This window comes from Enterococcus florum, from assembly GCF_004309355.1.
GTDB lineage: Bacteria > Bacillota > Bacilli > Lactobacillales > Enterococcaceae > Enterococcus_A > Enterococcus_A florum.
Genome location: NZ_BJCC01000015.1, coordinates 1 through 25,304, shown reverse-complemented (window position 1 = coordinate 25,304; position 25,304 = coordinate 1). Strand labels below are relative to the sequence as shown.

At 44.7% G+C, this 25,304-nt stretch carries 27 protein-coding genes; 24 read left to right on the top strand and 3 right to left on the bottom strand.

What is annotated here, in order from left to right:
* Positions 1 to 120: 120 nt before the first annotated feature.
* The 13 genes from NRIC_RS09775 to NRIC_RS09715 all read left to right on the top strand — a co-directional run bounded on the left by NRIC_RS09775 (position 121) and on the right by NRIC_RS09715 (position 11,621).
* Positions 121 to 1,593 carry a BglG family transcription antiterminator gene (locus NRIC_RS09775; protein WP_146622527.1) on the top strand — a complete coding sequence of 491 codons (1,473 nt, stop codon included), beginning with the start codon at positions 121 to 123 and terminating at the stop codon, positions 1,591 to 1,593.
* A complete protein-coding gene (locus tag NRIC_RS09770) occupies positions 1,593 to 2,078 on the top strand; it encodes a PTS sugar transporter subunit IIA (RefSeq protein ID WP_175580055.1) in 486 nt (161 codons plus the stop codon). The genes NRIC_RS09775 and NRIC_RS09770 overlap by 1 nt, the downstream gene beginning before the upstream one ends.
* A gap of 71 nt (positions 2,079 to 2,149) precedes the next feature.
* The gene (locus tag NRIC_RS09765) at positions 2,150 to 2,464 is read left to right on the top strand and encodes a PTS fructose transporter subunit IIB (RefSeq protein ID WP_146622525.1); all 315 of its coding nucleotides are present in this window, start codon (positions 2,150 to 2,152) and stop codon (positions 2,462 to 2,464) included.
* Between the two features lie 22 nt (positions 2,465 to 2,486).
* Entirely contained in the window at positions 2,487 to 3,569 is a 1,083-nt protein-coding gene (locus tag NRIC_RS09760) for a PTS fructose transporter subunit IIC (RefSeq protein WP_146622524.1), read from the top strand.
* 16 nt (positions 3,570 to 3,585) lie between these two features.
* Positions 3,586 to 4,440, top strand: a complete 855-nt coding sequence (locus tag NRIC_RS09755) for a class II fructose-bisphosphate aldolase (protein WP_146622523.1) — start codon at positions 3,586 to 3,588, stop codon at positions 4,438 to 4,440.
* A gap of 15 nt (positions 4,441 to 4,455) precedes the next feature.
* Positions 4,456 to 5,355, top strand: coding sequence for a ketose-bisphosphate aldolase (locus NRIC_RS09750; protein ID WP_146622522.1), 900 nt, complete (start codon positions 4,456 to 4,458; stop codon positions 5,353 to 5,355).
* A gap of 61 nt (positions 5,356 to 5,416) precedes the next feature.
* Positions 5,417 to 6,280, top strand: coding sequence for an ROK family protein (locus NRIC_RS09745; RefSeq protein ID WP_146622521.1), 864 nt, complete (start codon positions 5,417 to 5,419; stop codon positions 6,278 to 6,280).
* A 58-nt stretch (positions 6,281 to 6,338) separates the two neighbouring features.
* Positions 6,339 to 7,172: a helix-turn-helix domain-containing protein gene (locus NRIC_RS09740; protein ID WP_146622520.1), complete on the top strand. Its 834-nt coding sequence runs from the start codon at positions 6,339 to 6,341 to the stop codon at positions 7,170 to 7,172.
* A gap of 44 nt (positions 7,173 to 7,216) precedes the next feature.
* Entirely contained in the window at positions 7,217 to 7,678 is a 462-nt protein-coding gene (locus NRIC_RS09735; protein ID WP_146622519.1) for a VOC family protein, read from the top strand.
* Positions 7,679 to 7,983: 305 nt separating this feature from the next.
* Positions 7,984 to 8,805: an efflux RND transporter periplasmic adaptor subunit gene (locus NRIC_RS09730; RefSeq protein WP_146622518.1), complete on the top strand. Its 822-nt coding sequence runs from the start codon at positions 7,984 to 7,986 to the stop codon at positions 8,803 to 8,805.
* The gene (locus NRIC_RS09725) at positions 8,802 to 9,488 is read left to right on the top strand and encodes an ABC transporter ATP-binding protein (protein WP_146622517.1); all 687 of its coding nucleotides are present in this window, start codon (positions 8,802 to 8,804) and stop codon (positions 9,486 to 9,488) included. Before NRIC_RS09730 ends, NRIC_RS09725 begins: the two co-directional genes overlap by 4 nt.
* Complete coding sequence (locus tag NRIC_RS09720) at positions 9,478 to 10,692, top strand: ABC transporter permease (protein WP_146622516.1); 1,215 nt, start codon at positions 9,478 to 9,480, stop codon at positions 10,690 to 10,692. The genes NRIC_RS09725 and NRIC_RS09720 overlap by 11 nt, the downstream gene beginning before the upstream one ends.
* 137 nt (positions 10,693 to 10,829) lie before the next feature.
* The gene (locus NRIC_RS09715) at positions 10,830 to 11,621 is read left to right on the top strand and encodes a class I SAM-dependent methyltransferase (protein ID WP_146622515.1); all 792 of its coding nucleotides are present in this window, start codon (positions 10,830 to 10,832) and stop codon (positions 11,619 to 11,621) included.
* Positions 11,622 to 11,651: 30 nt separating this feature from the next.
* On the opposite strand, the gene NRIC_RS09710 is transcribed toward NRIC_RS09715, so the two are convergent.
* Entirely contained in the window at positions 11,652 to 12,194 is a 543-nt protein-coding gene (locus NRIC_RS09710) for a biotin transporter BioY (RefSeq protein WP_146622514.1), read from the bottom strand.
* Between the two features lie 218 nt (positions 12,195 to 12,412).
* Here NRIC_RS09710 and NRIC_RS09705 point away from each other — a divergent pair, with 218 nt between their 5' ends.
* The 11 genes from NRIC_RS09705 (at position 12,413) to NRIC_RS09655 (ending at position 22,830) form a co-directional block, all read left to right on the top strand.
* Positions 12,413 to 13,666 carry a hypothetical protein gene (locus NRIC_RS09705; protein WP_146622513.1) on the top strand — a complete coding sequence of 418 codons (1,254 nt, stop codon included), beginning with the start codon at positions 12,413 to 12,415 and terminating at the stop codon, positions 13,664 to 13,666.
* Positions 13,667 to 14,179: 513 nt separating this feature from the next.
* On the top strand, positions 14,180 to 14,689 hold the full coding sequence (msrA, locus tag NRIC_RS09700; RefSeq protein ID WP_146622512.1) for a peptide-methionine (S)-S-oxide reductase MsrA: 510 nt from the start codon (positions 14,180 to 14,182) through the stop codon (positions 14,687 to 14,689).
* Positions 14,690 to 15,049: 360 nt separating this feature from the next.
* Positions 15,050 to 15,796, top strand: a complete 747-nt coding sequence (locus NRIC_RS09695) for an amino acid ABC transporter permease (RefSeq protein ID WP_146622511.1) — start codon at positions 15,050 to 15,052, stop codon at positions 15,794 to 15,796.
* 17 nt (positions 15,797 to 15,813) lie between these two features.
* Positions 15,814 to 16,644, top strand: coding sequence for a transporter substrate-binding domain-containing protein (locus tag NRIC_RS09690; RefSeq protein ID WP_146622510.1), 831 nt, complete (start codon positions 15,814 to 15,816; stop codon positions 16,642 to 16,644).
* A 5-nt stretch (positions 16,645 to 16,649) separates the two neighbouring features.
* Positions 16,650 to 17,357, top strand: coding sequence for an amino acid ABC transporter permease (locus tag NRIC_RS09685; protein WP_146622509.1), 708 nt, complete (start codon positions 16,650 to 16,652; stop codon positions 17,355 to 17,357).
* The gene (locus NRIC_RS09680) at positions 17,354 to 18,103 is read left to right on the top strand and encodes an amino acid ABC transporter ATP-binding protein (RefSeq protein ID WP_146622508.1); all 750 of its coding nucleotides are present in this window, start codon (positions 17,354 to 17,356) and stop codon (positions 18,101 to 18,103) included. Before NRIC_RS09685 ends, NRIC_RS09680 begins: the two co-directional genes overlap by 4 nt.
* A 19-nt stretch (positions 18,104 to 18,122) precedes the next feature.
* The gene (locus NRIC_RS09675; protein WP_146622507.1) at positions 18,123 to 19,346 is read left to right on the top strand and encodes an aminotransferase-like domain-containing protein; all 1,224 of its coding nucleotides are present in this window, start codon (positions 18,123 to 18,125) and stop codon (positions 19,344 to 19,346) included.
* Positions 19,347 to 19,358: 12 nt separating this feature from the next.
* On the top strand, positions 19,359 to 20,339 hold the full coding sequence (locus tag NRIC_RS09670) for an NAD(P)-dependent oxidoreductase (protein ID WP_146622506.1): 981 nt from the start codon (positions 19,359 to 19,361) through the stop codon (positions 20,337 to 20,339).
* 25 nt (positions 20,340 to 20,364) lie between these two features.
* Positions 20,365 to 21,108, top strand: a complete 744-nt coding sequence (locus tag NRIC_RS09665; RefSeq protein WP_146622505.1) for an amino acid ABC transporter ATP-binding protein — start codon at positions 20,365 to 20,367, stop codon at positions 21,106 to 21,108.
* Between the two features lie 18 nt (positions 21,109 to 21,126).
* Positions 21,127 to 22,302 (top strand): MFS transporter, encoded by a 1,176-nt coding sequence (locus tag NRIC_RS09660; RefSeq protein ID WP_146622504.1) that lies wholly within the window; start codon positions 21,127 to 21,129, stop codon positions 22,300 to 22,302.
* Between the two features lie 84 nt (positions 22,303 to 22,386).
* Complete coding sequence (locus tag NRIC_RS09655) at positions 22,387 to 22,830, top strand: Lrp/AsnC family transcriptional regulator (RefSeq protein WP_146622503.1); 444 nt, start codon at positions 22,387 to 22,389, stop codon at positions 22,828 to 22,830.
* Between the two features lie 85 nt (positions 22,831 to 22,915).
* Here NRIC_RS09655 and NRIC_RS09650 read toward each other — a convergent pair whose 3' ends face one another.
* Both NRIC_RS09650 and NRIC_RS09645 read right to left on the bottom strand, forming a co-directional pair.
* Entirely contained in the window at positions 22,916 to 24,310 is a 1,395-nt protein-coding gene (locus NRIC_RS09650; protein WP_146622502.1) for an aspartate ammonia-lyase, read from the bottom strand.
* 514 nt (positions 24,311 to 24,824) lie between these two features.
* Positions 24,825 to 25,304: LytR/AlgR family response regulator transcription factor (locus tag NRIC_RS09645; RefSeq protein WP_175580054.1), on the bottom strand; the 480-nt coding region annotated here is incomplete at its 5' end.

The window sequence follows — 25,304 nt, the reverse complement described above, 5'->3', positions numbered from 1 at the left end:
GCTCACGACTTCAATCAATCGTTTGTAAGCGATTTCTGTTTTGTGTCCACTTAAATGGACACAGGAAAACGGTTACGAGAACAGAAAGAAATTATAGTAATAGACAAGGAGGTTGACAAAATGCAGCTAAGTAAACGAGAAACACAATTGATTGAGTTGTTTATCAAGCACGGGATGACCTTGACCGGTCAAGAGCTAGCTGAATTTGCCAATGTTTCGACCAAAACGATTTATCGAACCATCAAGAAAATCAATGAAGCTTCGGATCAGGGCGAGATCATCGTTGCCGAAGTTGGCAAAGGCTTTCGTTTGGATTATGACAAGTATTTGAGCGAAAGTGTCCAAAAACGCCAGGATGAAACTAGCCAAGGCCCACGAGAACGTCGAAATGCGATCTTGCTAGCTTTGTTGTTTAAATCACCGCGCAAGGTGCTGATCCAAGAGTTGTTCTCACCGTATTATTTGAGCGATACCGTGATCAGCAGCGACCTGACCCGCATCGCTGATTTCTTATCCGAGTATCGGCTGAAGCTGGTCAAAAAGGATCAGCGGATCGCGGTGGAGGGAAATGAGAAGGCCATCCGCAAAGTGGTCAATGGACTGTTGAGCACTAATACGTTGTGGGATGCGGATTTTACCACGCAAAAACACAAAATTAGTGCCTACGACATCAATTTTATTACGTCCTTGTTGGAATTTATTGAGAATCAGCTGGGAAGCGGGATCGTGTATCCATACAACATGAATATTTTTTCCCATATTTATATTTTGATCAAGCGGGTACGCGAAGGGGAGATACGGGAAGATCAGCCTTTTGAGCAGTTGGACGAGGAAGAAAAGAAGCTGATCAATCGCTACCACGAATTGTATCGTCTGTCAGAAAAGGTGATCAGTAAAATGAACGATTACCTGAATCTTTTGCTGCCAGAGAGCGAGACCTTTTACCTGTTTCAGTACCTAATTTCCTCGCGGATCGAACATGATCAGATCAAGTTGGCACCGAAATCACAGACGGCCTTGAACATGACCGACTATTTTTCGAAGCGTATGAGCGAACTGATGGGCATTCAGATCGATCAGCAGCCGAACCAGCAGGATCTGTATGAGCACGTTGAACCGATGCTGTACCGCTTGAAAAACGAGATCATCGTTAAAAACGATTTGCTAGGCGACATCAAGTTGGAATATGCAGAAATCTTCAATCAGGTTCAGCAGGTCAGCCAAGAAGTTCAGGAGGTCTTTCAGGTCAATCCAATATCGGAGGACGAGATTGGATTTTTGACCCTTTATTTTGTGAAATATAAGGAGATGATCGATGCGAAAAAACGCGTCCTGATCATGTGCAGCAGCGGGGTCGGCACCTCGGAGCTGTTGAAGGTAAAAGTTCGCAAGGCTTTTCCAGAATTAGAGATCGTCGATGTTCTGTCGTCCCGCCAATACCAAAAACGAGCAGAGCAGTACCAAAACATCGATCTGATTTTGACCACGGTCCATTTGAATACCGAGCTGCAGGTGCCATCGATCTTAGTGAATTCGATGTTTACCAAGCAAGATGAAAAAAGAGTGAAGCAAATGTTAGGAGAGATTGAATAATGACAAAGCACATGATGGAAGATTTTAGTATCGCAGATGTGATCACAGAAGAGTTAATCACACTGGAAATGGACGCTGAGACAAAAGAAGCAGCGATCGTTGAATTAACCAAGCTGTTGGCTGAAAAAGGCATCGTCACCGATATAAACGGCTTTGCCCAAGATGTGTTCCAGCGAGAAAGTGAAGGCATGACTGGCATCGGCAACGGGATTGCCATTCCTCACGGCAAGTCCGACAGTGTCAGCCAAACTTCGCTGGTTGTCGGTAAAACCAAACAGCCGATCGAATGGGAATCACTAGATGACGAACCCGTTCAAGTCATTATTTTGTTTGCAGTCCGCAACACAGATGCCAACACGATGCACATTAAGCTTTTACAAAAGGTCGCGATGCTGTTGGCAGATGAAGCATTCATCGAACATCTGGTCACCGCGCAAACCAAGGCAGAAATGTTGGAACTGCTGTCTAAGGAACCAACTGAATAGTAAAAAAACCGCCATCAAGATCGGTGACTCACCGATTTTAGAAAAAGCAAGAACAAGAGGAGGAGACAGACATGAAGATCGTTGGAGTAGCCGCATGTACGTCAGGCATTGCCCATACGTACATTGCCAAACAGAAATTGGAGACCGCCGCCAAAAGCTTGGGACACGAGGTCCATATTGAAACCCAGGGGACGATCGGGACCGAAAATGAACTGACACCAGAAGACATCAAGGCAGCTGATGTGGTGATCATTGCCGCGGACATCAAGATCGGAGGAAAGGACCGCTTCAAAGGCAAAAAAATCGTTGAAATCCCAACGAGTATGGTGATCAAAGCACCCAAAGGCTTGATCAACAAGATTGAAGAGGAAGTAAGGAAAGCATAAAAATAAAAGGGGATGAAAAGAAATGATGAAAAAACTACAGCTCAAAAAGCATGCACTGACGGCGATTTCCTACATGCTGCCAGTGGTTGTTACAGCGGGATTATTGATCGCCATCGGAAATTTGACGGGTGGAGCCGTGATCGAGGATTACAAGGCAGCCTATTCTGTGCCGGATGCTTTAGTCTCGCTGGGTGTTTTGGGAATGGGGCTTTTAGCACCCGTAATCGCTGGTGTGATCGCTTATTCGATCGCCGACCGTCCCGGGATCGGACCGGGGTTGTTCATGGGACTGATCGCTAATTCCATCGGTGCTGGTTTCTTAGGCGGCATGCTGGGCGGTTATCTGGTTGGGTTCTTCGTCTTATTTTTAGTCAAAAATTTAAAGGTACCGGCCTGGGCACAGGGCTTGATGCCAATGATGATTGTTCCGCTATTATCTACTTTAATTATCGGGTTATTGATGTTCTTCGTGATTGGTGTACCGATCGTTTGGGCAACAGAAGCGTTGACAGAATTCTTGGTTGGTTTGCAGGGCTCTGGTAAATTCTTGTTCGGCTCGATTGTGGGCGGAATGGCGGCCTTTGACTTTGGTGGTCCAGTCAATAAAGTGGCTTCCTTGTTTGCAGATGGCATGTTGCTGGAAGGTATTCAAGAACCAGAAGCGGTGAAGGTTCTAGCTTCGATGGTACCACCATTTGGCGTAACAATTTCTTGGATTTTGTCTCGGGTCTTCCGCAAGCCTAAGTTTTCAAAAGAAGAACAAGACAACATCAAAATTGCTTTCCCAATGGGCTTATGTATGATCACAGAAGGCGTGATTCCGATTGCGGCGGTGGATCCATTACGTGTAATTGTTTCTTGTGTTGCTGGGGCTGCTATTGGTGGAGGTCTGAGCATGAGCTGGGGTGTGGGATCACCAGTTCCGTCGGGCGGCGTCTTCATTATTCCAGCTATGACCGACCCATTGAAATTCACTCTGGCTTTATTAATCGGCTCAGTAATTACTGGTGTTCTGTTGTTTGTTCTGAAGAAAGAACCAGTCGAAGCACCAGTCGTTGATGAAGAAGAGGAAGATGTCGATTTTTCTTCGATCAAATTAAGCTAAGAAGGGATTTAAACACATGTATGTCTCAATGAGAGAAATGCTGCAAAAAGCCAATCAAGAAAAGTATGCAGTGATGGCGATTAATTGCTTCAATTTGGAAACAGCCAAGGCGGTAATCGAAGCCGCTGAAGAGCTGCACGCACCGATCATCGTTGACTTGCTGCAGGACCATTTAAAGGAACATTTGGATCACCGCTATTTGACTCAGCCGATCATTCGGATGGCCAACAATGCCAAAGTCGAGGTCGCGATCAATTTAGATCACGGCCAAGACCAAGCTTTCGTCAAACAGTGTCTGCATGAGGGCTTTTCCAGTGTCATGATGGATGCTTCCATGTATCCGCTGGAGGAAAATATTCGGATCACCAAGGCGATGGTAGAACTGGCGCAGGTTTATAATGCCAGTGTTGAAGCCGAGGTCGGCGACATGGGGGCCGTAGCAGGCGATCATTTTACCAACGATGACATGTACACCGACCCAGACGATGCGATCCAATTCATTCAGGAAACCGGGGTGGATTGTCTGGCGCTGTCTTACGGGTCGAGCCACGGCAATTATCCTGAGGGCTACGTGCCGGAGTTTCGTTTTGACATCGTTGAAAAAATCAAAGCGGCCACTGATCTGCCTTTGGTGCTCCACGGTGGGTCAGGTGCAGGGACTGAGAATATTTTGCGATCGATTGAATTAGGCATCAACAAAATCAATGTTGGTTCCGACTTCATGAAAGCACAGCTGCAGGATGTCAGAGAGCAGTTGGCCGCCGATCCGGAGGTAGATTATCCGACCTTGATCCATCACACGATGGCAGCCGGAAAAGCAGTCGTCAAACAGTATATAGAGCTTTCGGGTTCTAAAAATAAATCACTATAGAGGAGTCTAAGTCAAATGTTAATCAATATGAATCAAATGTTGGAAATCGCCAAAGAGGAAAAATTTGCCGTTGGAGCCTTTAACGTCGCTGACAGCAACTTTTTAAGGGTCGTCATTGAAGCAGCCGAAGAAAATGATGCTCCTGCGATCATTGCCGTCCATCCGACAGAATTGGATTTTACCAAAGATGAGTTTTTCCAATATGCAGTCTCCCGAGCAAAAAACAGTTCGGTCCCATTTGTCATCCATATGGACCACGGTGACAATCTAGGCAGCATCATGCGGGCGATCCATTGCGGCTTCAGCTCAGTCATGATCGACGGATCGCTGCTGCCATTTGAAGAAAATATCGCCATCACGAAGGAAGTTGTGGAGGTTTGCCACAAGATCGGAGTCTCTGTCGAAGGGGAGTTAGGAACCATTGGCAACACTGGAACTACCATCGAAGGCGGCGTCTCCGAAGTAATCTACACGAAACCGGAGGATGCAGAAGAGTTCATTGAGAAGACCGGGATCGACACGTTGGCCGTCGCAATCGGAACGGCTCATGGAATCTACCCGAAAAACATCAAACCGCAATTGCGAATGGATGTACTGGAAGACATCAAGAGTCGGGTAGATATTCCGCTGGTGCTGCATGGCGGTTCCGCGAATCCGGATGAGGAAATCGCAAGAGCGGTTCAGATCGGGATCCAAAAGGTCAATATTTCTTCGGATTATAAATATGCCTTCTACAAAAAATGCCGGGAGATTCTTTCCACTACCGAGCTGTGGGATGCCAATGCGATTTATCCAGAGTGTATCGATGCCGCCAAAGCGGTAGTGAAGCAAAAAATGGAGCTGTTCAATTCCATCGGCCAAGCCAAAGTCTACCGGGACAAAAACGTGCAGCCTTGGAGACAGGAGCAAGCGTAACAACCAAAAAGCCAGAGGGAGACCTTTGGCTTTTTTTATATCGAGAAGAGGAGGAAGCAGCATGTTAGTAGGGGGAATCGAAGCTGGCGGAACCAAATTCGTGTGTGCCGTCGCCAATGAACAGCTGGAGATGATCGAAAAAATCAGTTTTCCAACGGTTTCACCGGAGGAAACATTGAAGCAGGTTTTTGCTTTTTTTGATCAATATCACGTGGCAGCGATCGGGATCGGATCATTTGGGCCGATCGGTGTGCGGCCAGATCAGCCGAAGTATGGGTATGTCTTATCGACACCGAAGAAGGGATGGGAGAACTTTGATGTACTAGGAACGTTAAAGAGCCGTTACTCCATTCCAATGTATTGGACGACAGACGTGAATACTGCCGCTTACGGAGAGCTGAAAATGGGAGCCGCACAGGGCTGCAGCAGTTGCATCTATGTAACGGTCGGTACCGGGATCGGCGGTGGGATAATCGTGGATCGGCAGATTTTTCAAGGAATCAGCCACCCGGAGATGGGCCATTTTTTTGTAAAGCGTCATCCAGAGGATACTTACAAGGGCTGCTGTCCGTATCATCAGGATTGCCTGGAAGGGCTGGCCTCGGGACCTTCACTGGAAGCACGGACGGGCATAAAAGGGGAGCAGCTGACGGCAGATGATCCGATCTGGGAGCTGCAGGCGTATTATCTTGCGCAGGCACTGGTCGCTTACACGGTGATTGTAGGACCAGAGAAAATCGTTTTGGGCGGCGGAGTGATGAACCAAGACCATCTGCTGCAAAAAATCCGCCGACACTTCTTAAAAGCGATCAACGGCTATGTTCAAGTCCCGTCCGTAGAGGAATATATTGTTCGCTGGGAACTGCCGAACGAGAGCGGTTTGATCGGAGCCCTGTTACTGGCGATGGAGTTGACGAACCAATAAGTAAAAGGAGCTGGACAAGCTTTTAATGAAGTTGTTATGATAAAGCAGAGGTGAGACGATGATCGAAAAGACTGCTCTTTGTGCGTACAGCAATCACCAACGCGCGCTTTATCAAAATTCGGAGTGTGTGTATCTCCGGCCGGATCCAAGGCTGGGCTCTTATATCTCCAACTACACGCTTTCGTTTCCAAATCAATCGCACATGACAGAAAGCTATACGATCATTCCGCATGGCTGCGCCACGCTGGTTTTTGCTTTGCGAGATCAGGTGTTTGAGGGCAAAGTATTTGGACCGGCAACGAAGGCTGCTTTGGTCGGTGACCAAGCGATCACTTTCCAGCAGATCATGATTGTAGAATTTCAACCCGGCGGATTAGGTGCCTTCATAACCATCAACCAACAGGAGCTGGCCGATCACCTGGTGGATCTCGACCTGCTGCATGACCGACTGAATGCGAAAATACTGGTGCTTTTGGAACGATCGGAGACGATCGAGAATCTGTTGCAGGGATTGGACCAGCTTTTTTTGACATATTTAACAAACACTTCTCCTAAGGAATTGCAGTTTTCAACGCAGCAGATCATTCAGCATCAAGGGGTCCTTTCGTTGAGTCGGCTTTCAGAGACAGTTTTTTATAGTGAGCGGCATCTGACTCGGTTGTTTAACGAACATTTAGGAATGAGCAGCAAAGTGTTTTCACGATTAGTCCGAATTAATCAGGCAATTCGCTTGCTGCAAAATCCGACTATGACAATCCGTCAGGTCTATGAACAGATGGCTTATTACGATGTTTCGCATTTTAATCGAGCGTTTAAACAGATCTCCGGCTGTACCCCGACTGAATACCGGCAAAAGATGTCTGATTTTTACAGTGAAATTGCCAAGTTTTAGCGTATAGTGGATAACAGAACGAAGAAGACATTGGAGGGATCTGTATGCAATTTGGTGGTGTACTGCTGGCAGTATCGGATATGACACGGGCCAAGCAATTTTACGAAGAAGTAATGGAACAAAAAATAGTCATGGATTTGGACAATCTTCATGTAGCTTTTGAAGGCGGCTTTTCTCTGCAGGCGAATTATGAAACACTTTTGGAGGTGCCCTTAGAGATGAAGTCGCGTCCAGACAATGTTCAGATTTATTTTGAGGTGGAGGATCTAAAAGCCTGGGAAACAAAGCTTTCAGCGATCGAAGGCATCGCGTTTTTACACCACAGCAAGGAATATCCATGGGGCCAGCGAGTCATGCGCTTTTATGACTATGATCAGTTCATCGTGGAGGTTGCAGAAAGCATGACCAGTGTGGTAAAACGCTTTTTAGCAGAAGGCAGGACGGTCGAAGAAACGGCGGAACGTACCATGTTTCCAATTGAATTTGTTCAGCAATGCAACAACTAAACGCAGCAAAAGACTATGAAGCATTTAAAAGAGCGGCCAATCCGTTCTTTTAAATGCTTTTTCATTTACCAAACTCAGTCTAAAGTCCTAGTCAGAGTTTGCACCTCCGATGGAAGTATTCAAATGAGTACTCCATTAAAATTTACTTAGGGAAAATCCCAATAGACCATTTTCTTTTTTACCGCAAGAAACAGGAGATGATTCAAAAAAGGGTATACGGTCAGAACAAAAAAGAAAGTTGCACAGCTTGGATGTATTTTCCAAATTTTGGGAGACAGAAATGTAAAGTAAATAGGAGGAGAAACATGAAGAAATTTTTAATTGGGTTAGGTGTCGTACTTATTGCAGGAGCCGGTTTTTTTGTTTATCAAAGCGCACAAGTAAAGGCAAAAGCGGACACTGCGCCGGTGGAACTATACAAGGTAGCTAAGCAGACTCCGCTGCACTTAAAAGGGCAGGTTCAACCCTTGAAGAAGCAAACGGTTTTGGTCGATCCAGAGAAAGGACCCGTTCAAACGATCCACGTCAATCAAGGCGATCATGTGGTAAAGGATACCGTGCTGGTCACGTATCGATGGGGCGAAAAGGTACGAGCTGCTTATGACTCCGTGGTGACGAGTATCAACGAAGACGCGAAGAACGATCCGCAACAAGCTTTGATGGTACTAAAGAGTGAAGAATCAGCCATCAAGGGTACCGTGACAGAATACGATCGCTCGAAAGTTGCGCTAGAACAGCCGGTGGAAATTCAATATGCCAATAATGAACGCACCGTCACTGGAAAGATTACGAACATAGCTGAAATAAACAATGAACCTGCAAAAGAAGACAAGAGCAATTTAGTGACTTACGATTTCACAGCCGTACCAGATGAGCCGATCCAAGTGGGGTATTCAGTCGAATTGCTGATCCCAAGAAACGAGATCCATCTACCGCTGAAAAGCGTCATCGAAGAAGAGGGGACGCATTATGTCTATACGGTTAAGAGCGGCAAAGCCGAGAAACAGGCAGTCATCTGCGAAACAGGCAACGGCTTTTATGTGCTGCGAGAAGGACTCGATGAAGACCAGAAGATCATCAAAGATGCATCAGACATTAAAGATGGGATGGATGTGACCGTTCAATGATCATCATGGAAAACATCAATAAATATTACATTGCCGATCAGGAGAAAATCCATGTGCTGAAGGACATTTCCTTGACGATCGACGAACATGAATTCGTCGCAGTCATGGGGCCTTCAGGTTCAGGGAAATCCACCTTAATCAATACCATCAGCTTTTTGGACGGCGATTTTGAAGGCAACTATCGGTTTAACGGCGAAAATGCTTATCGGTACAAGGATGAACGACTTTCCAAGCTGCGCAACCAGTCGGTCGGCTTCGTTTTTCAATCCTTTCAATTGATCGAAAACAATACAGTGCTGGAAAATGTGGCATTGCCGTTGTTGTATGGCGGAATGAGGCAGCGGCAGACCAAACCTTTAGTCATGGAAGCCTTGCGCAAGGTCGGTATTGCCGATAAATACAATAAATTGCCCAAGCAGCTCTCAGGCGGTCAGCAGCAGCGGGTAGCGATCGCTCGAGCAATCGTCGGCAATCCCAAATTCATCGTTGCCGATGAACCGACTGGAGCCTTGGACAGCCACACCTCAGAAGAAATCATGCAGCTGTTCAAACGGCTCAATGAAGAAGAAAAGGTTACGATCCTGATGGTTACGCATGATCCGGAGGCAGCTGCCTATTGCCAGCGCACGATCACGGTGAAGGATGGAGTCATCTTGGAAGAAGGTGTGCCTCATGCGGTTTAGTGAAGTTTGGAAGACCTCAATCAAAGCCATCGGCAAGAATAAACGGCGCAGCTTCCTGACTATGATTGGGTTGATCATTGGGGTATCTGCGGTCATCACCGTATTCTCCATCGGGCGAGCGTTTGAGAATTACGCTTCGGAATTCATCGGATTGGACCAGTTTGATGGCAGTGTCGGTTACACCTTTACGCCCTCTAATGATGGATTTATTGAAAATGGCTTGGGTGCCTTTACCGAGGAAGACATCAGTCGAGTCGAAAGTATTTCCGGCGTGGAATCAGTGAGCTATTATGACAATTCGCGAAACGGTGTAAAATATGCCGATCAAACCATTGATGAGGTCGGCAACGACGGCCGCTGGAACTGCTTCAAGCTGCTGAAGGAGGACGGCTCTCCCGTGATTTATGGACGAGCGATCCAAGCCAGCGACTATTTCAATGAAAATCCGGTGGTTGTGATCGATGAAACGGCTGCTAAGGCGATTCGGGAGGAAAATCCTGAGACCTTGGTAGGGCAAAGCATTACGATCGGCGGTCATTTATTTGAAGTCGTCGGTATCATGGAAGACCGGCCAGCAGGGTCGATTGTTGCAACCCAGGAAAATTACGTGGTGGCAGAGCTGCCGGAGAATATTTTTCAGCATTACTTCAATTCTGAGGACCACAGCATGATCCAGGTTAAGATGACGGAGACGGCCAATGTTCAAAAGGTCTCGAAGGAAGCAGAAAGCATGCTGAAAAAATATGGCACCTGGAAGGAAATGGGCAGCTATAAAAGCGAGGATCTAGCTGGTCAGGTAGATACACTGCGTACCCTGCTGACCAGTATCACACTGCTGATTTCAGTCATTGGTGGCATCTCCCTGTTCATCTCAGGAATCGGTGTGATGAACATGATCTATATTTCCGTCTCCGAAAGAACCAAAGAGATCGGTGTTCGCCGGGCGATGGGTGCGACCAAAGGCAATGTTATGATGCAGTTTCTGTTAGAGGGAATCACATTGACCCTGTTTGGCGGAACGATCGGCTATCTGTTTGCAATGTTGTTTGGCATTTTAATCAGCTTATTCACCCCATTAGCGGTACGGCCAGACTTGTTTACGATCACCCTGGCGTTTGGAATGTCGGTGATCATAGGGATCGTCTTTAGCTGGCTGCCAGCCAAAAGTGCAGCCAAGAAAGACATCGTCTCCCTTTTACGTTAGGAAAACGCTCTCTAAAATGATAAACTAAAAAGAAAAGGAGTTGGAGAAGATGAATTGTCGATCCCCGAACTAACCGATTCGAGGTCCTCCAAGGCAGTTGAATACCTAAGATCAAATAATTATTGGAGGATGAAAATATGACGAACCATCAAGACACAGAAGAAAAACTAGCAGCCTCATTAACAGCTGAAACGGCTGAACTGCTGCCTTACCTAGCCTATTTGCTGCAGGACATTTACGAACTGGGCAGCGACCCGCGTTTGATGACACAGCTGATCCGTACCCATATCTCAGAACCGGAAAAGTGCAAGGCTTTGGATCTAGGCTGCGGCAAAGGAGCCGTCTCCATCGAGATCGCTCAGCAGCTCGGGATGAAGGTTCACGGCAGTGATCTTTTGCCGGACTTTATCAAAGAGGCGCGACGAACTGCTGAAAAATGTCAAGTGGATCACTTGTGCAGCTTTGCAGTGGAAGACGTCAATCAAACCGTTCAAAAGGAACGGGGTTACGATGTGGCGATTCTAGGGGCGATCGGCAATGTGCTGGGAGAACCTTTGGAAATGCTGAATAAGGTCAAACAAGTAGTTAAGCCGCAGGGCTACCTTTTGCTGGATGATGGCTATCTGGCCGGGCAATCAGAGAATGTGCGGTACCAAAACTATGAGTATTTGACATTGGAGCAATGGAACGAGACATTTGCTGAAGCAGGCTTCAACGTCCTTGCTTTAACAAATGCAGCCGAAGCCAGTGATGAGCAGGCTGTGAATGATCGGAACAATCAATTGATCCGTCAACGGGCAGAAGAGCTGAGCAGTCTGGAACCTCAGAAACGTCCGCTGTTTTTCGACTATGTAAAAAGCCAAGAGAACGAATCCGAAGATCTCGTCACTGATGTCGTCGGTGCCACTTGGCTGCTGCAACGCAAATAAGAAAAGGAGTGCGAACATTCGCACTCCTTTTTAGTTTGACAAGCGAAGAGAACGAGGCAAGCGGCGCATGATCAGCAGACCCAGATAACCAGCCAGCACGGCTTTGATCGCGCTCGGCACCAGAAAAGGAATCATCCCAGCTGCAAGAGCGCCCTGCCAAGGCATTCCGGCACTCACCTTCAACCATAAAACCCCAAACAATAAGGTGATCAATGCACCGGTAAGGTTGGCGGTGATCGCCCAAAAGTAAGTTTTTCGCGTGTTTTCTAAAATCCAGCCGATACTCAAAGCAGTAAAAACAAAGCCGATCAAAAAACCGCCAGTCGGACCAAAAATGACCGAAAACCCCGCATTGCCGCCAGCAAAGACCGGAAGTCCGATTGCTCCCATAAACAGATACAGCAGCACCGTCAGTGTACCGATTTTCTTTCCTAATAAAGTACTGGTAAACGCCACAGCAAAAGTTTGCATGGTCAACGGAATTGGCCCAAAAGGAATCGTCAGCTGGGCCAGCACACCAGTCAATGCCGCAAACAAAGCTGCAAAGACCATTTCTCTCGTTGATAGTTTCATAGATACCCCTCTTTTCGTTAACCTATAATATTTTATTGGTTAACGAAAGTATACAGAGAGTGCGGGGAAATTTCAAGGGATATTTTTGTTTTACTAAATAAGCTGAGCAATTGTTCAGATCAAAAAAACAAGTATGGTTGATTTGATGTAGTCAAAGCTTAAAGGAAGTATTACAGTAGAGGTACGAAGCGTTGCACGATCGAAGCGAGGAGAAAAGGATGAAAAAAGGAAAAATGACACTCGGGATTTTGGGGCTGCTTGTTCTGGCCCTTTGCTTGAGTCTTTATTGGGTTCAGCAGCAAAAGTCTGCTGTTCAACAACACGAAAACCTGAAGCTGCAGCAAATCGATATCAGTGATTTTGCAGAGACAGATCAAATCAAGACTCGTGACCGTGGGCTTTCGGGGATACAATTCTATCAAGATCAGCTGATTTATTTCAATGATGAGCAGTTGTTGAAGGTCGATCCTTTTTCAAAACGAGCTGTCGCAATCCCTTTGCAGTCGATCCCCCCCAACGAAGAAGTTCGCCTCTTTCCAGATTATGAGGTTGAAGAAATCGATCGGCAGTACGCGGTGGTCTCAGCCACAGCGGATTTTACCGATTACGTGGATCGGTTTTACAATGACGGGGCCAGCTATACAAAAAAATATTACTATGGGGTAGTTGATCTGGAGACAGAAAAGCAGGTTGGCGAGTTTGTGGCTTTTGACAGCAAAGTTCCAAGAAGCGCACTTACGTCAGATGACTTGTACATTTATGGCTACGGGTCCCCGACGGCTGAACGTTCGGAGAGCGGTCAGCTGCGCCAGTTCATATTGAAGGTCGATCTGGCTTCAGGACGAGTCGTAAAAAGCATTGAAAAAGGTGCTGACTTTGATCGACTGTACCAGCAGTATTTTGACCTTAAACAATCGACAGACGACTTTTCAGAGGATGAGTGGACTGCCGATCGGACCAAGCAAATTTTGAATAATGGCACCAACTATACGATCCGTGAAATAGAAACAAACAGCGAAAAGAAGTATGCCTTCCCAGATGAACAAACGGACAGCAAGAAAGCCTATTTTGCCTATTCGGAGGAGTGGGTGATCGAGGAATTGATGACCTATACGTTCCCTTATTCGTCTGAGCTGGCAGAAAATCCGGACGGCGAATACGAAGATATTCCCGAATTTGAGTATTATTTAAAAAATGTCACCACCGGTAAAAGAAAAAAGATTGATCTTGGGAAAGAGGGCCCTTTTTTCAGTACGGCAGAATACATTAGAAAAGAGGACTGCATCTTTTGGCTGTCTTACGGCAAGGTGATCCGAGAGTACGTGAAAAAAGAGACCATTCATCGGGACTATTTCAAATTGCCTAAAGCAGAGCTTACTAGGATTTACTCAACGGAAGACGGCACGATCTTGGTACTGACTTATGATACAAAAAAGGGGAAATTACTGGTTTTTCATGAACCGCAGTCTTGATTGCGCAGACGGGTTATCGAAAAAGCTTTTTTCTAACTGTAGAAAGCTGCTCAAAAAAATCTGTAAAAGCGGTCTTTCCTCTTGAATTCCCGCTCTGGTTGTATTACAGTAAGCAACAAGATTTAGAAAATACGCGTGGAAGAGAAGAGTAACTGATGCGTCAGCAAGTACAGAGAACCCGGTCGGTGGAAAAGGGGATTGCAAAATTCAGTGAAGATGAGCTCTGAGCATTTTGGTTTGTTCACGCAGGCCAGACGGTACAGCGACCGTTAACGCGCCGGGTATCAAGCGAATTGGTACCGATGAGGTATTGTCTGTGAGGGCAATATGAACAAGGGTGGTCACACGAAAGCATTCGTCCCTTTGGCTGTCGAGCGATCGATAGGCAAAGGAATGAGTGCCTTTTTTGTTGTTCAACTCAGGAAGAAAAGAATCCCTTTTATCAAGGATTGTTTTGATGATCACAAGGAAAGACTTATTCGCAAACAAGGATAGAAAATGGAGGAATGAAAAGTGGAACGAGCAATATTTGCAGGAGGCTGCTTTTGGTGTATGGTCAAGCCATTTGATTCGCATCCAGGGATCGAATCGGTTCTCTCTGGCTATACGGGAGGACACACCGAAAATCCCACCTATGAAGAAGTCAAAAGCGGTGATACAGGACACACGGAAGCTGTCGAGATTATTTTTGATCCGAACTTGATCCGCTTTGAAGAGTTGGTGGAGATTTATTGGCAGCAAACTGATCCGACGGATGCTTTTGGCCAATTTGAAGACTGCGGCAGCAACTATCGGCCTGTGATCTTTTATTTTGATGCACAACAAAAGGCCGCAGCAGAAAAAAGCCGACAAGCATTAGCGGACAGCGGACAATTCAAAGAACCGATCGTCACCACGATCGAACCTGCGTCCGCCTTTTATCCAGCAGAAGAAGAGCACCAGGACTACTATAAACACCATCCTGAAAATTATGCTAAAAACGCGGAGCGCAGAAAACAGTTCATTCAGGAGTATTGGGGATAAAGTTGAGCACTAGCGATTGAATAATCGCAGTGCTCTTTTTTTTTGTACATATGCCGCAATTCCTTGTTTTATTTCACAAAACTAGTGCTAGGGGAATCAGCGAATCGTTTAGAATCAGGAACGATTTTGCATCAAAAAGTGATCTGGTCATGTTAAAAATGAGCGAGTCGCTGAAGCTTTTCCAACAGTTTATTTAATTTTGAAGGGAACGGTTACAACATGAAAGATGTTTAAAAAAATGCTCTTTTCTGAAAATATAATTACGTTTCAACTAGATTTGATTGTTGTGTTTCACGAAAAAATGTACAGTGTGGATAAATAATTTTGAAAATTCTGACTATTAGAGAGAAGGAACTGGATATGAATCGTTTTTTTGATTGGCAACTCGTCATTAACTATTTTCCTAGACTGTTGGAGGCATTGCCGACGACGCTGTTAATCGTTGGTGTTGCCAGCCTTATTGGGTTACTGCTAGGAGCGCTGCTGGCCTTTTTTAGAATCGAAAAAGTGCCGATCTTCCATCAGCTTTCGGCGGTCTTTGTTTCCTTTATTCGCGGGACACCGATCCTAGTCCAGCTTTATGTCGTTTACTACGGCGTACCTGAACTGCTACAGGTGGTGGGTGTCGATGTGTCTAATCTGGATAAACTGATTTTTATCTATATTACTTATGGATTGAATACCGCAGCCTTTCAGTCAGAGACGATTCGTGCCGCGATCCTCAGTGTTCCGCAAACTCAATACGAAGCCAGTACCGCCTGTGGATTGACCAGGACGCAAACCTACTTGAAGGTGATTCTCCCTCAGGCAGTAAGAGTGGCGATCCCGAGTTTCGGGACAACGACAATCGCTTTGCTGCAAGACACCTCTCTGGCGTTTACGATCGGGGTGTTGGACGTCGTTGGCACAGCTAAATCGATAGGCTCAGTCACGTTCCATACCTTAGAGGGCTATATTGGAGCAGCTGTCTTATTCATCCTGCTGAGTATTCTTTTAGAACGAATTTTTGCTCTGTTGGAGGATCAGCTGAATTATGGCAATCAGAACTTTAAACTACGCGTTCCACAGCTCTTCTTGCTGTTAAAAAGAAAAAAATTCGTCTCATAAATCAAAGGAGGAAATCTATGAAAACGTCAAAATGGATCATGCTGGGGGTTATTGCGTTGGCAGGAATCGGGCTTAGCGGATGTGGCAATGATGCGGAATCAGAGGCCAACACACAAAAGGGAACCGAAGTGAAGGTCGGTACAGGAAATGATGGCCTTCCTTATTGCTACCTCAATGAGGAAGGCGAGTACGATGGGTACGACGTTCAAGTGGTCAAAGCAATCGACGAAAAACTGGAGGATTACTATTTCACTTTTCAAGGTGGAGATTTTCCGACGACATTGTCCAATCTTGAAAGTAAAAAGGTTGATTTTGCCGCTTACGAATATGAAATCAATGAAGAACGTCAGGAGAAATTCACCTATGGCGATGTTGGTTATGTCGTTTGGGACACGTATATCGTAACCGATAGTACGCAAGGTGCCCCGATTGATTCTTTTGAAGAACTGAAGGGGAAAAAGGTGTATGTCACTACTGCCACTAATCAAGCAGCGATGGCTGAAGCCTATTTAGCGGAAAACGACGGTGCTTTTGAATTGGTTTATGGGGAATACACACCTGAACAAATCGTTCAATCTGTGACCTCAGGCGCAGTTGATGCTACCTTGGCACCGAAATACCAAGTCGATACGTATAATCGTTCCTTCGATGTTGCGCTTGAAACAGGTGAAAAACCGGTCCATAAATCGGACGCTTATCTGTTATTCAACAAAGAAACAGATAAAGAATTAATGGAAGCGATCAATGGTGCGCTCACCGAGTTGATTGCGGATGGGACGATTAGTGAGATCTCAGAAGAGTACTTACAGGGAGATTATGTTCCAAAGGCAAACGAAAAGAAGGGATGAGGATTATGAGCTTTAAGCTGGATATCATGGTAGAGGCATTGAAAACAGCAGTTCAATATATCGGAACAACGCTCTTTATGGCTGGTGCAGCACTAATAGTAGGATTGGTAATCGGTTGGGGAATCGCGCTGATTCGCAATTACAACATCAAAGGGTTGTCGCCACTTTTTCAATTTCTTGTCACTGTTTTAAAAGGAGTTCCAATCGTCTTGGTGATACTCGGGATCTTCATGCTCTTCTCCCAACAGTTCAATGCTTTTTCGGAATCAATGAATTGGGGTATTCGATTTAAAGATATTGATCCAATCTGGATCGTGATTTTTGCACTGAGTTTGATGGCAACAATCAATTTAAGCGAGGTTTTTCGAGGAGCCCTCTCTTCAATCAAGCAGGGACAATACGATGCAGCCAAATCAATCGGACTCACGACCTTTCAAACGATCCGCCGTGTACTGATGCCGCAAGTATTCCCCGTGGCGTTGCCAATGATCAGCAACCTATTGATCACCTTGATCAAAGCATCGGCACTGGCGTCGATGGTAAGTGTTGTCGATGTGTTTGCAGCAGCGAAAATCACTGCGCAACAGAATTATCGCTTTTTAGAAGCCTATGTCGCGGTCGCAATCATTTATTGGAGCATCAGTTTAATCATTGAAAAGACATCAAGTTTATGGGAGAGAAGAATACTGCAAAGGAGAGGAAAATTATCATGATAAAAATTAAGGAAATCCATAAGTCCTTTGGAGAAAATCAAGTGTTGAAGGGCATCGATCTAGAGGTAAAGAAAGGCGAGGTCGTCGTCCTTTTAGGTCCCAGCGGCTCTGGAAAAACGACCTTTCTACGATGCCTCAATTTTTTGGAAACAGCGGATCAAGGAAAAATCGTTATTGAAAATCAGTTGACAGATATAGCGACAGCAACAAAGAAAGAAATTTTACAGATTCAGCGAAGCACAGCGATGGTTTTTCAAAATTATGCGCTTTTCACTAATAAAACAGCGCTGGAAAATATTGCGATGCCCTTGGTTCTTACACAGGGGAAAAGCAAAAATGAGGCGAGAACGATCGCAAAAAGATTGCTGAAAAAGGTTGGATTAGAAGATCGCGCAGATCATTATCCTGTCCAATTGTCGGGAGGACAGCAACAGCGAATCGGGATTGCTAGAGCCTTGGCTTTGAATCCAGCGGTGATTTTGTTTGACGAGCCTACTTCCGCACTGGATCCTGAGCTGGTGAGTCAGACCTTAGCGTTGATTCAATCCCTCGCCAAGGAGGGGATCACTATGATTTTAGTGACCCATGAAATGCAATTCGCTCATGATGTGGCGGATCAGGTAGTGTTCATGGAGCACGGGCATATCGTTGAGTCTGGTACGCCCCAAGAGCTGTTTTATACACCGAAGGAAGAACGAACAAAGATCTTTTTATCACGTTTTACCAATCAATTGAAGGCAGGTTAACGAATAGAGGAGGAAACGTATGAATTATCAATTTTCAGATCGAATGAGTCAATTAAAGGTATCTCCGTTACGGGAAAATGCACACAAAAACATGGAGCAAAAAGAAGTCATTTCCTTTGCCTATGGGTATCCGCCAGTTGATGCATTTCCAATGGAGACCATGGGAGAAATCGCAGCAACAATGTTCAGCGAATTTGATCCGGAATCCTTCTTGCAATATGGTGCGACAGAAGGGTATCCAGAGTTGAGACGCTTGTTGAAAAAACGATTGCAGCTGGTGACGAATATCCCTCAGGCCGGTCAGGAAGAAGTCGTGATCGTTTCCGGATCGAGTCAGGCGATGGATCTGGCGGTTCGAGTTCTATGCAACGAGGGAGATATCGTCTTATGTGAAGAACAAACTTTTTCTGGGGCAGTCAATGCGATTAAAGGATATGGAGCAATCCCAATGGCTCTTCCGATGGATCTGGAGAAACAAACGATCGATTTGACTGTATTAGAGGCAATGCTGAAACGCGACCAGCAAAAACGAATCAAACTGCTCTATCTAATCCCTACGTTTCAAAATCCTTTAGGCACTTCGATTCCTTTCGAGGAACGCAAGAAAATCTATGCATTGGCGAAAAAATACCAAGTGATCATTTTTGAAGATGATCCCTATGGAGATTTGCTTTACCAAGGAGAAGCGATTCCCAAAATAAAGACGTTGGACACAGAAGGGTTGGTCATCTATGCGGGATCATTTTCAAAGATACTGGCACCCAGCTGCCGCTTAGGATTCATACTGGCATCAGATCCGATTTTAGAAAAATTGATTTTAGCAAAACAAGTCTCTGATTCTCACAGCAACTTTTTTTGGCAGGTCTTAGTAGCAGAATTTATGAAGCATTATCAGTTTGAGGCGCATGTTGCGTCCTTGAAAGGGTTGTACAAAGAAAAATTTAACCTCATGATGACTTGTTTGCAGGCATTTAAAGAAGAAGAACTGTCGTTCATTGAACCGACAGGCGGATACTTTATTTGCTGCAAATTGGGGGAAGAGGTAGAAGAAGAGCGATTTTTTGACTATCTAGAAAAACAGAAAGTTGCCATTATTCCAGGAAATGTGATGAGTGTTGCTGGAAAAGGCTATGAAAAATCATTTCGCCTGAATTTTACCAAGCCAACGCTAAAAGAAATCAAACAGGGCATGCGCATTATTGCCGAAGGGCTGCAGATTGCAACTTATTCAAAAGCAATGTAAGGGGGAAAAACAATGAAACTGATTTTTTATGGAGTAACAGATGTGGAAATTCCATTTATTCATGCTTGGTCCACTCGGACAAAAGTGCCAGTCACGATTGTTCGTGATGCGTTGAACCGGGAAAATGTTGAAATGGCCCGACAACACGATGGTATCTGCCTATACCCTAGTCAAGAGATGCGGGAATCGCCGTTTCTCTATCGAAGGTTGGCTGAATATGGGATGAAGCACCTTTCGATCAAATCAACAGGCGTTGACGGCGTAAACTTTGAATGGGCAGGGAAATACGGCTTGGCTGTGACGAATGTGCCTAGTTACAGTCCTACGTCAGTTGGACATTTCGCAGTAATGTCAGTGTTGATGCTGCTGCGTAATATTCCAGACTACCTTCACTCCTCCAAATTGACGCAAAATCGGCAAAAGAGAATTGGAAAAGAACTTTCTGAGGTGACAGTCGGTGTGCTGGGGACTGGAAGGATTGGTTCTGTGGTTGCACAAAGCTTAAAAGCGTTGGGAGCTACTGTAATTGCCTGCAGTCGCAAGCCTCATTCACAGCTTGCAGCAGCTATTGACTACGTTTCCTTTGAGGAAATGATGGAAAAATCGGATATCATCAGTATCCATATTCCGCTTATGAAAGAATCTGAGTATCTATTCTCAGCGGATGCCTTTGCCAAAATGAAGAAAGGGGCCATGCTCGTTAATACTGCCAGAGGGAAAATTATCGATACTGAAGCGCTGATATCAGCATTGGAAGCCGGCGATATTTCCGGGGCCGCTTTAGATACCTTGGAAGATGAAGAAAACTATTTTGCTGTCGGATATGATCAAAACCCGTTCTATCAGCGTTTAAAAACGTTTGAAACTGTTATTATGACACCGCACATCGCTTATTATACGGATCAGGCAGTAAAAGAGATCACCGAGACAGTGCTCGACAATGCTGTAGAAATGGCGATGGGGAATATCTCAGAAAACTTAGTCGTCGTCTAAGAGAATGAAGAAGGAGGGATGGGAAATGATTCGAATTCGCAACGTGCATAAAAAATTTGGCAACGATCAGATTCTAAAGGGCATCGATCTAACCATCAAGCCAGGAGAAGTCATTTGCATAATTGGGCCTAGCGGCTCTGGAAAGACGACCTTTTTACGCTGTTTGAATTTTTTAGAAAATGCGGACAAAGGCGACATCGAAATAGGAGATACTCATATTCGCTTTGATCGTGCCTTTTCAAAAGGGGTTCGGGAGATTTGTTTAAAAACTGCGATGGTGTTTCAAGGCTATGAGCTTTTTCAGCATCGAACTGCACTGCAAAATGTGATGGAGGGGTTGATTATCCCCAGAAAAATTCCGAAGTCAGAGGCCAAAGAGATTGCGATGAAGATGCTTCAAAAGGTTGGGCTGTCTGAGAAGGCCAATAGGTATCCTGAACAGCTTTCGGGCGGGCAGCAGCAGCGGGTCGGTATTGCTCGGGCGATCGCATTAAATCCTGACTTGCTGCTCTTTGACGAGCCAACATCCGCCTTAGACCCTGAATTGGTGGGGGAGGTACTAGATACGATGAAGAATCTGGCAGAAGAAGGTCGAACCATGATCATCGTTACCCATGAAATGCAGTTTGCTCATGATGTTGCTGATCGAATCGTATTTATGGCAGAGGGCGTTGTCGTTGAAAGTGGAAAACCGCAAGAATTTTTCCGTGAGCCGAAAGAACAGGCGACAAAAGATTTTTTGTCGAAGGTTGCTTTTGGCTCAGTTTAAAAGAGTTGGAGGGACGGAATGGAAAGAACCAAAGAAACTACGACAATCTGGACAAAGGACTTTATTTTATTGATGCTGGTCACCTTTTTTTCTGGCTGTGCCATCAACTCTCAGATGGGCACACTGCCGCTTTATGTAGAAAGTCTTGGAGGATCAAAGGCTGATTCTGGCGTGATCATAGGAATGTTAGGAGTGTCCGCACTCCTTTTTCGTTTGCCCATTGGCAAGCTGCTGGACCAATATGGCCGAAAAGTGATCTTAGGCATAGGGTTGTTTTTGCTGCTGATGGATTTTGGATTGCTGAATATTTGGAGCGGCTTGTTTGCTCTTTTGATTTTACGTTTTATTCAAGGTGTGGGCAATGGTACACAATCTACCGCAGCAGGTGCAATGATGAGTGATCTGATCCCAAAAGATCAACTGTCCATCGGATTAGGCTATTTTAGTATTGCGCAGGTTCTTCCAAGTGCGATCGGTCCTGTTATCGGTTTAGCCGTTGTTCAACACTCTGGGTTTCAAAGTCTCTTTCGTGTAGGACTGGTCTTTACATTTTTGGCTTTTTTCATGAGTCTGTTTGTTTCTGAGCGATACAAGGAACAGAAAAGAAGCAAAAAAGATCGTCCGATTCGCAAAGGCTATGCACATTCCTTGATTCGTAAACCGGTCATGGTTCCAACGCTGGTCATGTTCTTGATTTGTTTGGCTAATTCTGGCGTGATCGCTTTTTTAGTTCAATACGCAATGGAAAAGGGGATTGCCGGGGCAAGCTGCTATTTTACGATCATGGCATTAGTCACTGTTTTTTTCCGTTTATGTTTTCCTTCACTGATTCGTAAAGTAAAGGAAAGTCGGCTGATAGCAGTGAGTATCATGAGCATCGCAGGGGCCTTTTTCTTGATCGCGATCAGCAGCTCATTGAGCCAACTGATAGCAGCAGCGGTACTCTACGGAATTGGTTTTGCCAGTGTTTTGCCTTTGATGAACACGATTGTTTTAATGAACGTAGCGGCAGATCAAAAAGGCAGCGGAACAGCAATTTTTACTTCTGCACTGGATGTCGCTTACGGGGGTGGTGTGATGATTTGGGGCGTGTTAGCAGCTGCAAGAGGATTTTTTGTGATGTATCTTTGCTGCGGATTGCTGGCGATCCTTGCCTTAGCGATTTTTCTGTTATTCAGCAAAAACTTATGTTAGGAAATCTAACATTGAGTGTCTTGCGAAACTTGTGATACAAGATAAAAGGGACTAAAATGGAAACATCACAATAGGAGGGAGATTATGGACGGAACAGACAGAAAGATCTTAAACATTATCCAAAAAAGCGGTCGAGTTTCGGTCAAGCAGATTGCGAAAGAATGCTTTATCTCATCCCCTTCAGCGTCAGTCAGGCTTCAGAATTTAGAAGCGCAAGGGTACGTAGTGAACTATCAAGGGCAGATCGACTATCAAAAGCTGGGGTATTTGATCAAAGCTTACGTCAATTGTTCAGTAAATGCGGTGGATAAACCGGTGTTTTACGACTATATCGATCAAATCCCCAACGTGCTGGAATGCGATTGTGTGACCGGGATGTATTCTATGCATCTAAAGGTAATTTTTCAAAATACGATTGAGCTGGATGAATTTATCAATCGATTACAAAAGTTCGGTGACACGCATACACACATCGTTTTTTCAACGAATGTCGGTCCTAGAGGGTTGAAACTTCCGGAAGAAGACTGACAAAGAGAGCTTGGTGCTATGCACCAAGCTCTCTTTGTCCATAATGAAGTTTTAAAAGGTTGGATATATAAAATACAAGAATCTGCTAATCAGAGCCGGTTGGTTGGTGGCTTTCTGGAAGATCCAAAAATTGCGCTAAGCGCTGATCAGACATCATCTTGGTATTTTTAATCAAGGCTGAAACAGGTTTTTTCGACTTTCGGGCTTCTTTTAACAAAATGGTGGCATGTTCGTAGCCCGTTAACGGAGCGATGGCGGTGATTAGACTATCTGAATTAGCCAGGGTCTCTGCACAGTGATTCTGATTTGCTTCAATACCTAAGATGCAAGAATTAGTTAGAGTTCGACCGGCATTGCTCAGCAGCTCGATCGAAGCAAACAGATCGTGAAAAAGAATCGGTTGGAATGCATTCAATTCAAGTTGGCCACCCTCCACAGCCATCGTCACTGTTAAATCATTTCCTATAACATGAAAAGCCACTTGACTAACGACTTCGGGGATCACAGGGTTGATTTTTCCAGGCATGATCGAAGAACCCGCTTGACAGATAGGCAGGGCCAATTCCGCAAAACCGGAATGAGGGCCGCTGGAAAGCAACCGCAAGTCATTGCAGATTTTAGAAAGACCTACAGCTAGAGTTTTTAAACATCCGGAAATTTCAACAAATACGTCTAAGTTTTGTGTCGCCTCAACTAAGTCATCTGCTAAAAAGAGCGTATCACTATAAAAGTGTTGCAAGGTCTCCAGAATATGCTGGCGGTAATACTTGGTGGTGTTGACTTGCGTGCCAATAGCTGTACCACTAAGATTCAATGTAAACAATTTTTCTCTTACAGCCTGAATTCGCAAAATGTCACGGTGGATCATTGCCTGAAAAGCACCAAAGCTGGCACCTAAGGATGTAGGGACAGCTTCTTGCAACTGAGTCCGTCCAATTTTTGCCACATCAGCAAATTCTAATTTTTTTTGAAAAAGACTATCATCTAAATACCGCAACTCCGTCAATAATTGTTCCAATAATTCAGCCATCGCCAGCTTACCGGCACTAGGGAAGACATCGTTTGTAGACTGGCACATATTGACATGATCATTTGGATGAATGATTTGGTAGCTGCCTTTTTCTTTTCCGATCAACTCCAGTGCACGATTTGCAAGCACTTCATTAACATTCATATTTGCGGAAGTTCCGGCCCCTCCTTGGATTGAATCAACGATGATTTGCTCGTTCCAGATTCCTTCGGCCATTTCAGCAGCGGCTGTTTCAATGGCCGAACCGATCGTTTGAGGGAGAGCTCCGCCCAGCTGATTTGTTCTGGCCGCAGCCTGTTTAATATGTGCCAAGTGTTTGATCAGCAACGGATGAAGCTTCTCCTTAGAGATACTGAAATTTTCTTTGGCGCGTTGCGCGTGGATACCATAGTAAGCCTCTTTAGGAAGTTTCCTTTTTCCGATCGAGTCCGTTTCAATGCGTGTCTTCATAGAGCTATAGCCTGCCTTTCCTTGAATGTAAGGACACTATAGCACAGGAAAAGGCCGCCTAATAGTTCTTTGAAGAAACTCCGATGAAAAGCAGAATAAAAACGATTTCATAAAAAGGAAAGGTTGATTTTCAGCAATAAAGACAAATAATGTAAAAGCGAAAGGACCAAAAATACTTAAGTAAAAATCGTAGAGTTATTAGGGGATGCATAAACGATCTTAAAGTAATTTGTTGTAAAATTTTTTTGTTTTTTATATAGTGTCAATAAATGCTTGAAAAGCTTCTATATCAGCGCTTTCAGACTGTTGATAGATTAAAAGATATCAACAAATATCAAACGAAACTGAGTTAAAAACTAAGTCAAAATTCAGTTTGTGGGGCATAAAGAAAAGAAATCTTTCATTAGTGAAGTTGGATATTGCAGGAAAATCGGATGACTGTACCATGAGTGCAAATAGTGGTACAATTTGTCCGCAATATCCAGTGTAGTAGACTTTTACATGTAAAAACGCATTACATACTATTCTCTTTTAGTTCAAACAATTTCTTTTGGAGCAATTTAATTTTTCTCGCGGAAACCATTACGTGTTCTCCATTCGCCATTATGCAAGATCTTTCAGTTTTGTTGAAAGATAGAATGTTATCTAAGTTAATTAGATAGGATTTATGTGATCTAAATAGTTTGTCAGGGTAGACGTCGTAATTCCCAATTTTATCATAAGAATGTATTATTCTGTTCTCCAAATGAAGCAGAAGCTTGTGTGAATTGGAGGATGTCTCAATAAACATGAGTTCTTTTAATGATACAATTTGAATTTGATTTCCGACTTTAACTTTTAAGAACTGATCCTGATCATTTTGGTCTGAGTAGAAATGCTTTTGTGCGTGATTTAGGGATTCTACTACTCTTTTTTGAAAAGTATCAATATTATCCTTAAGTGAGCTAATTTCATAATTATCAGCCCTTGTTATATCAATGTTTTCAAAGCACAC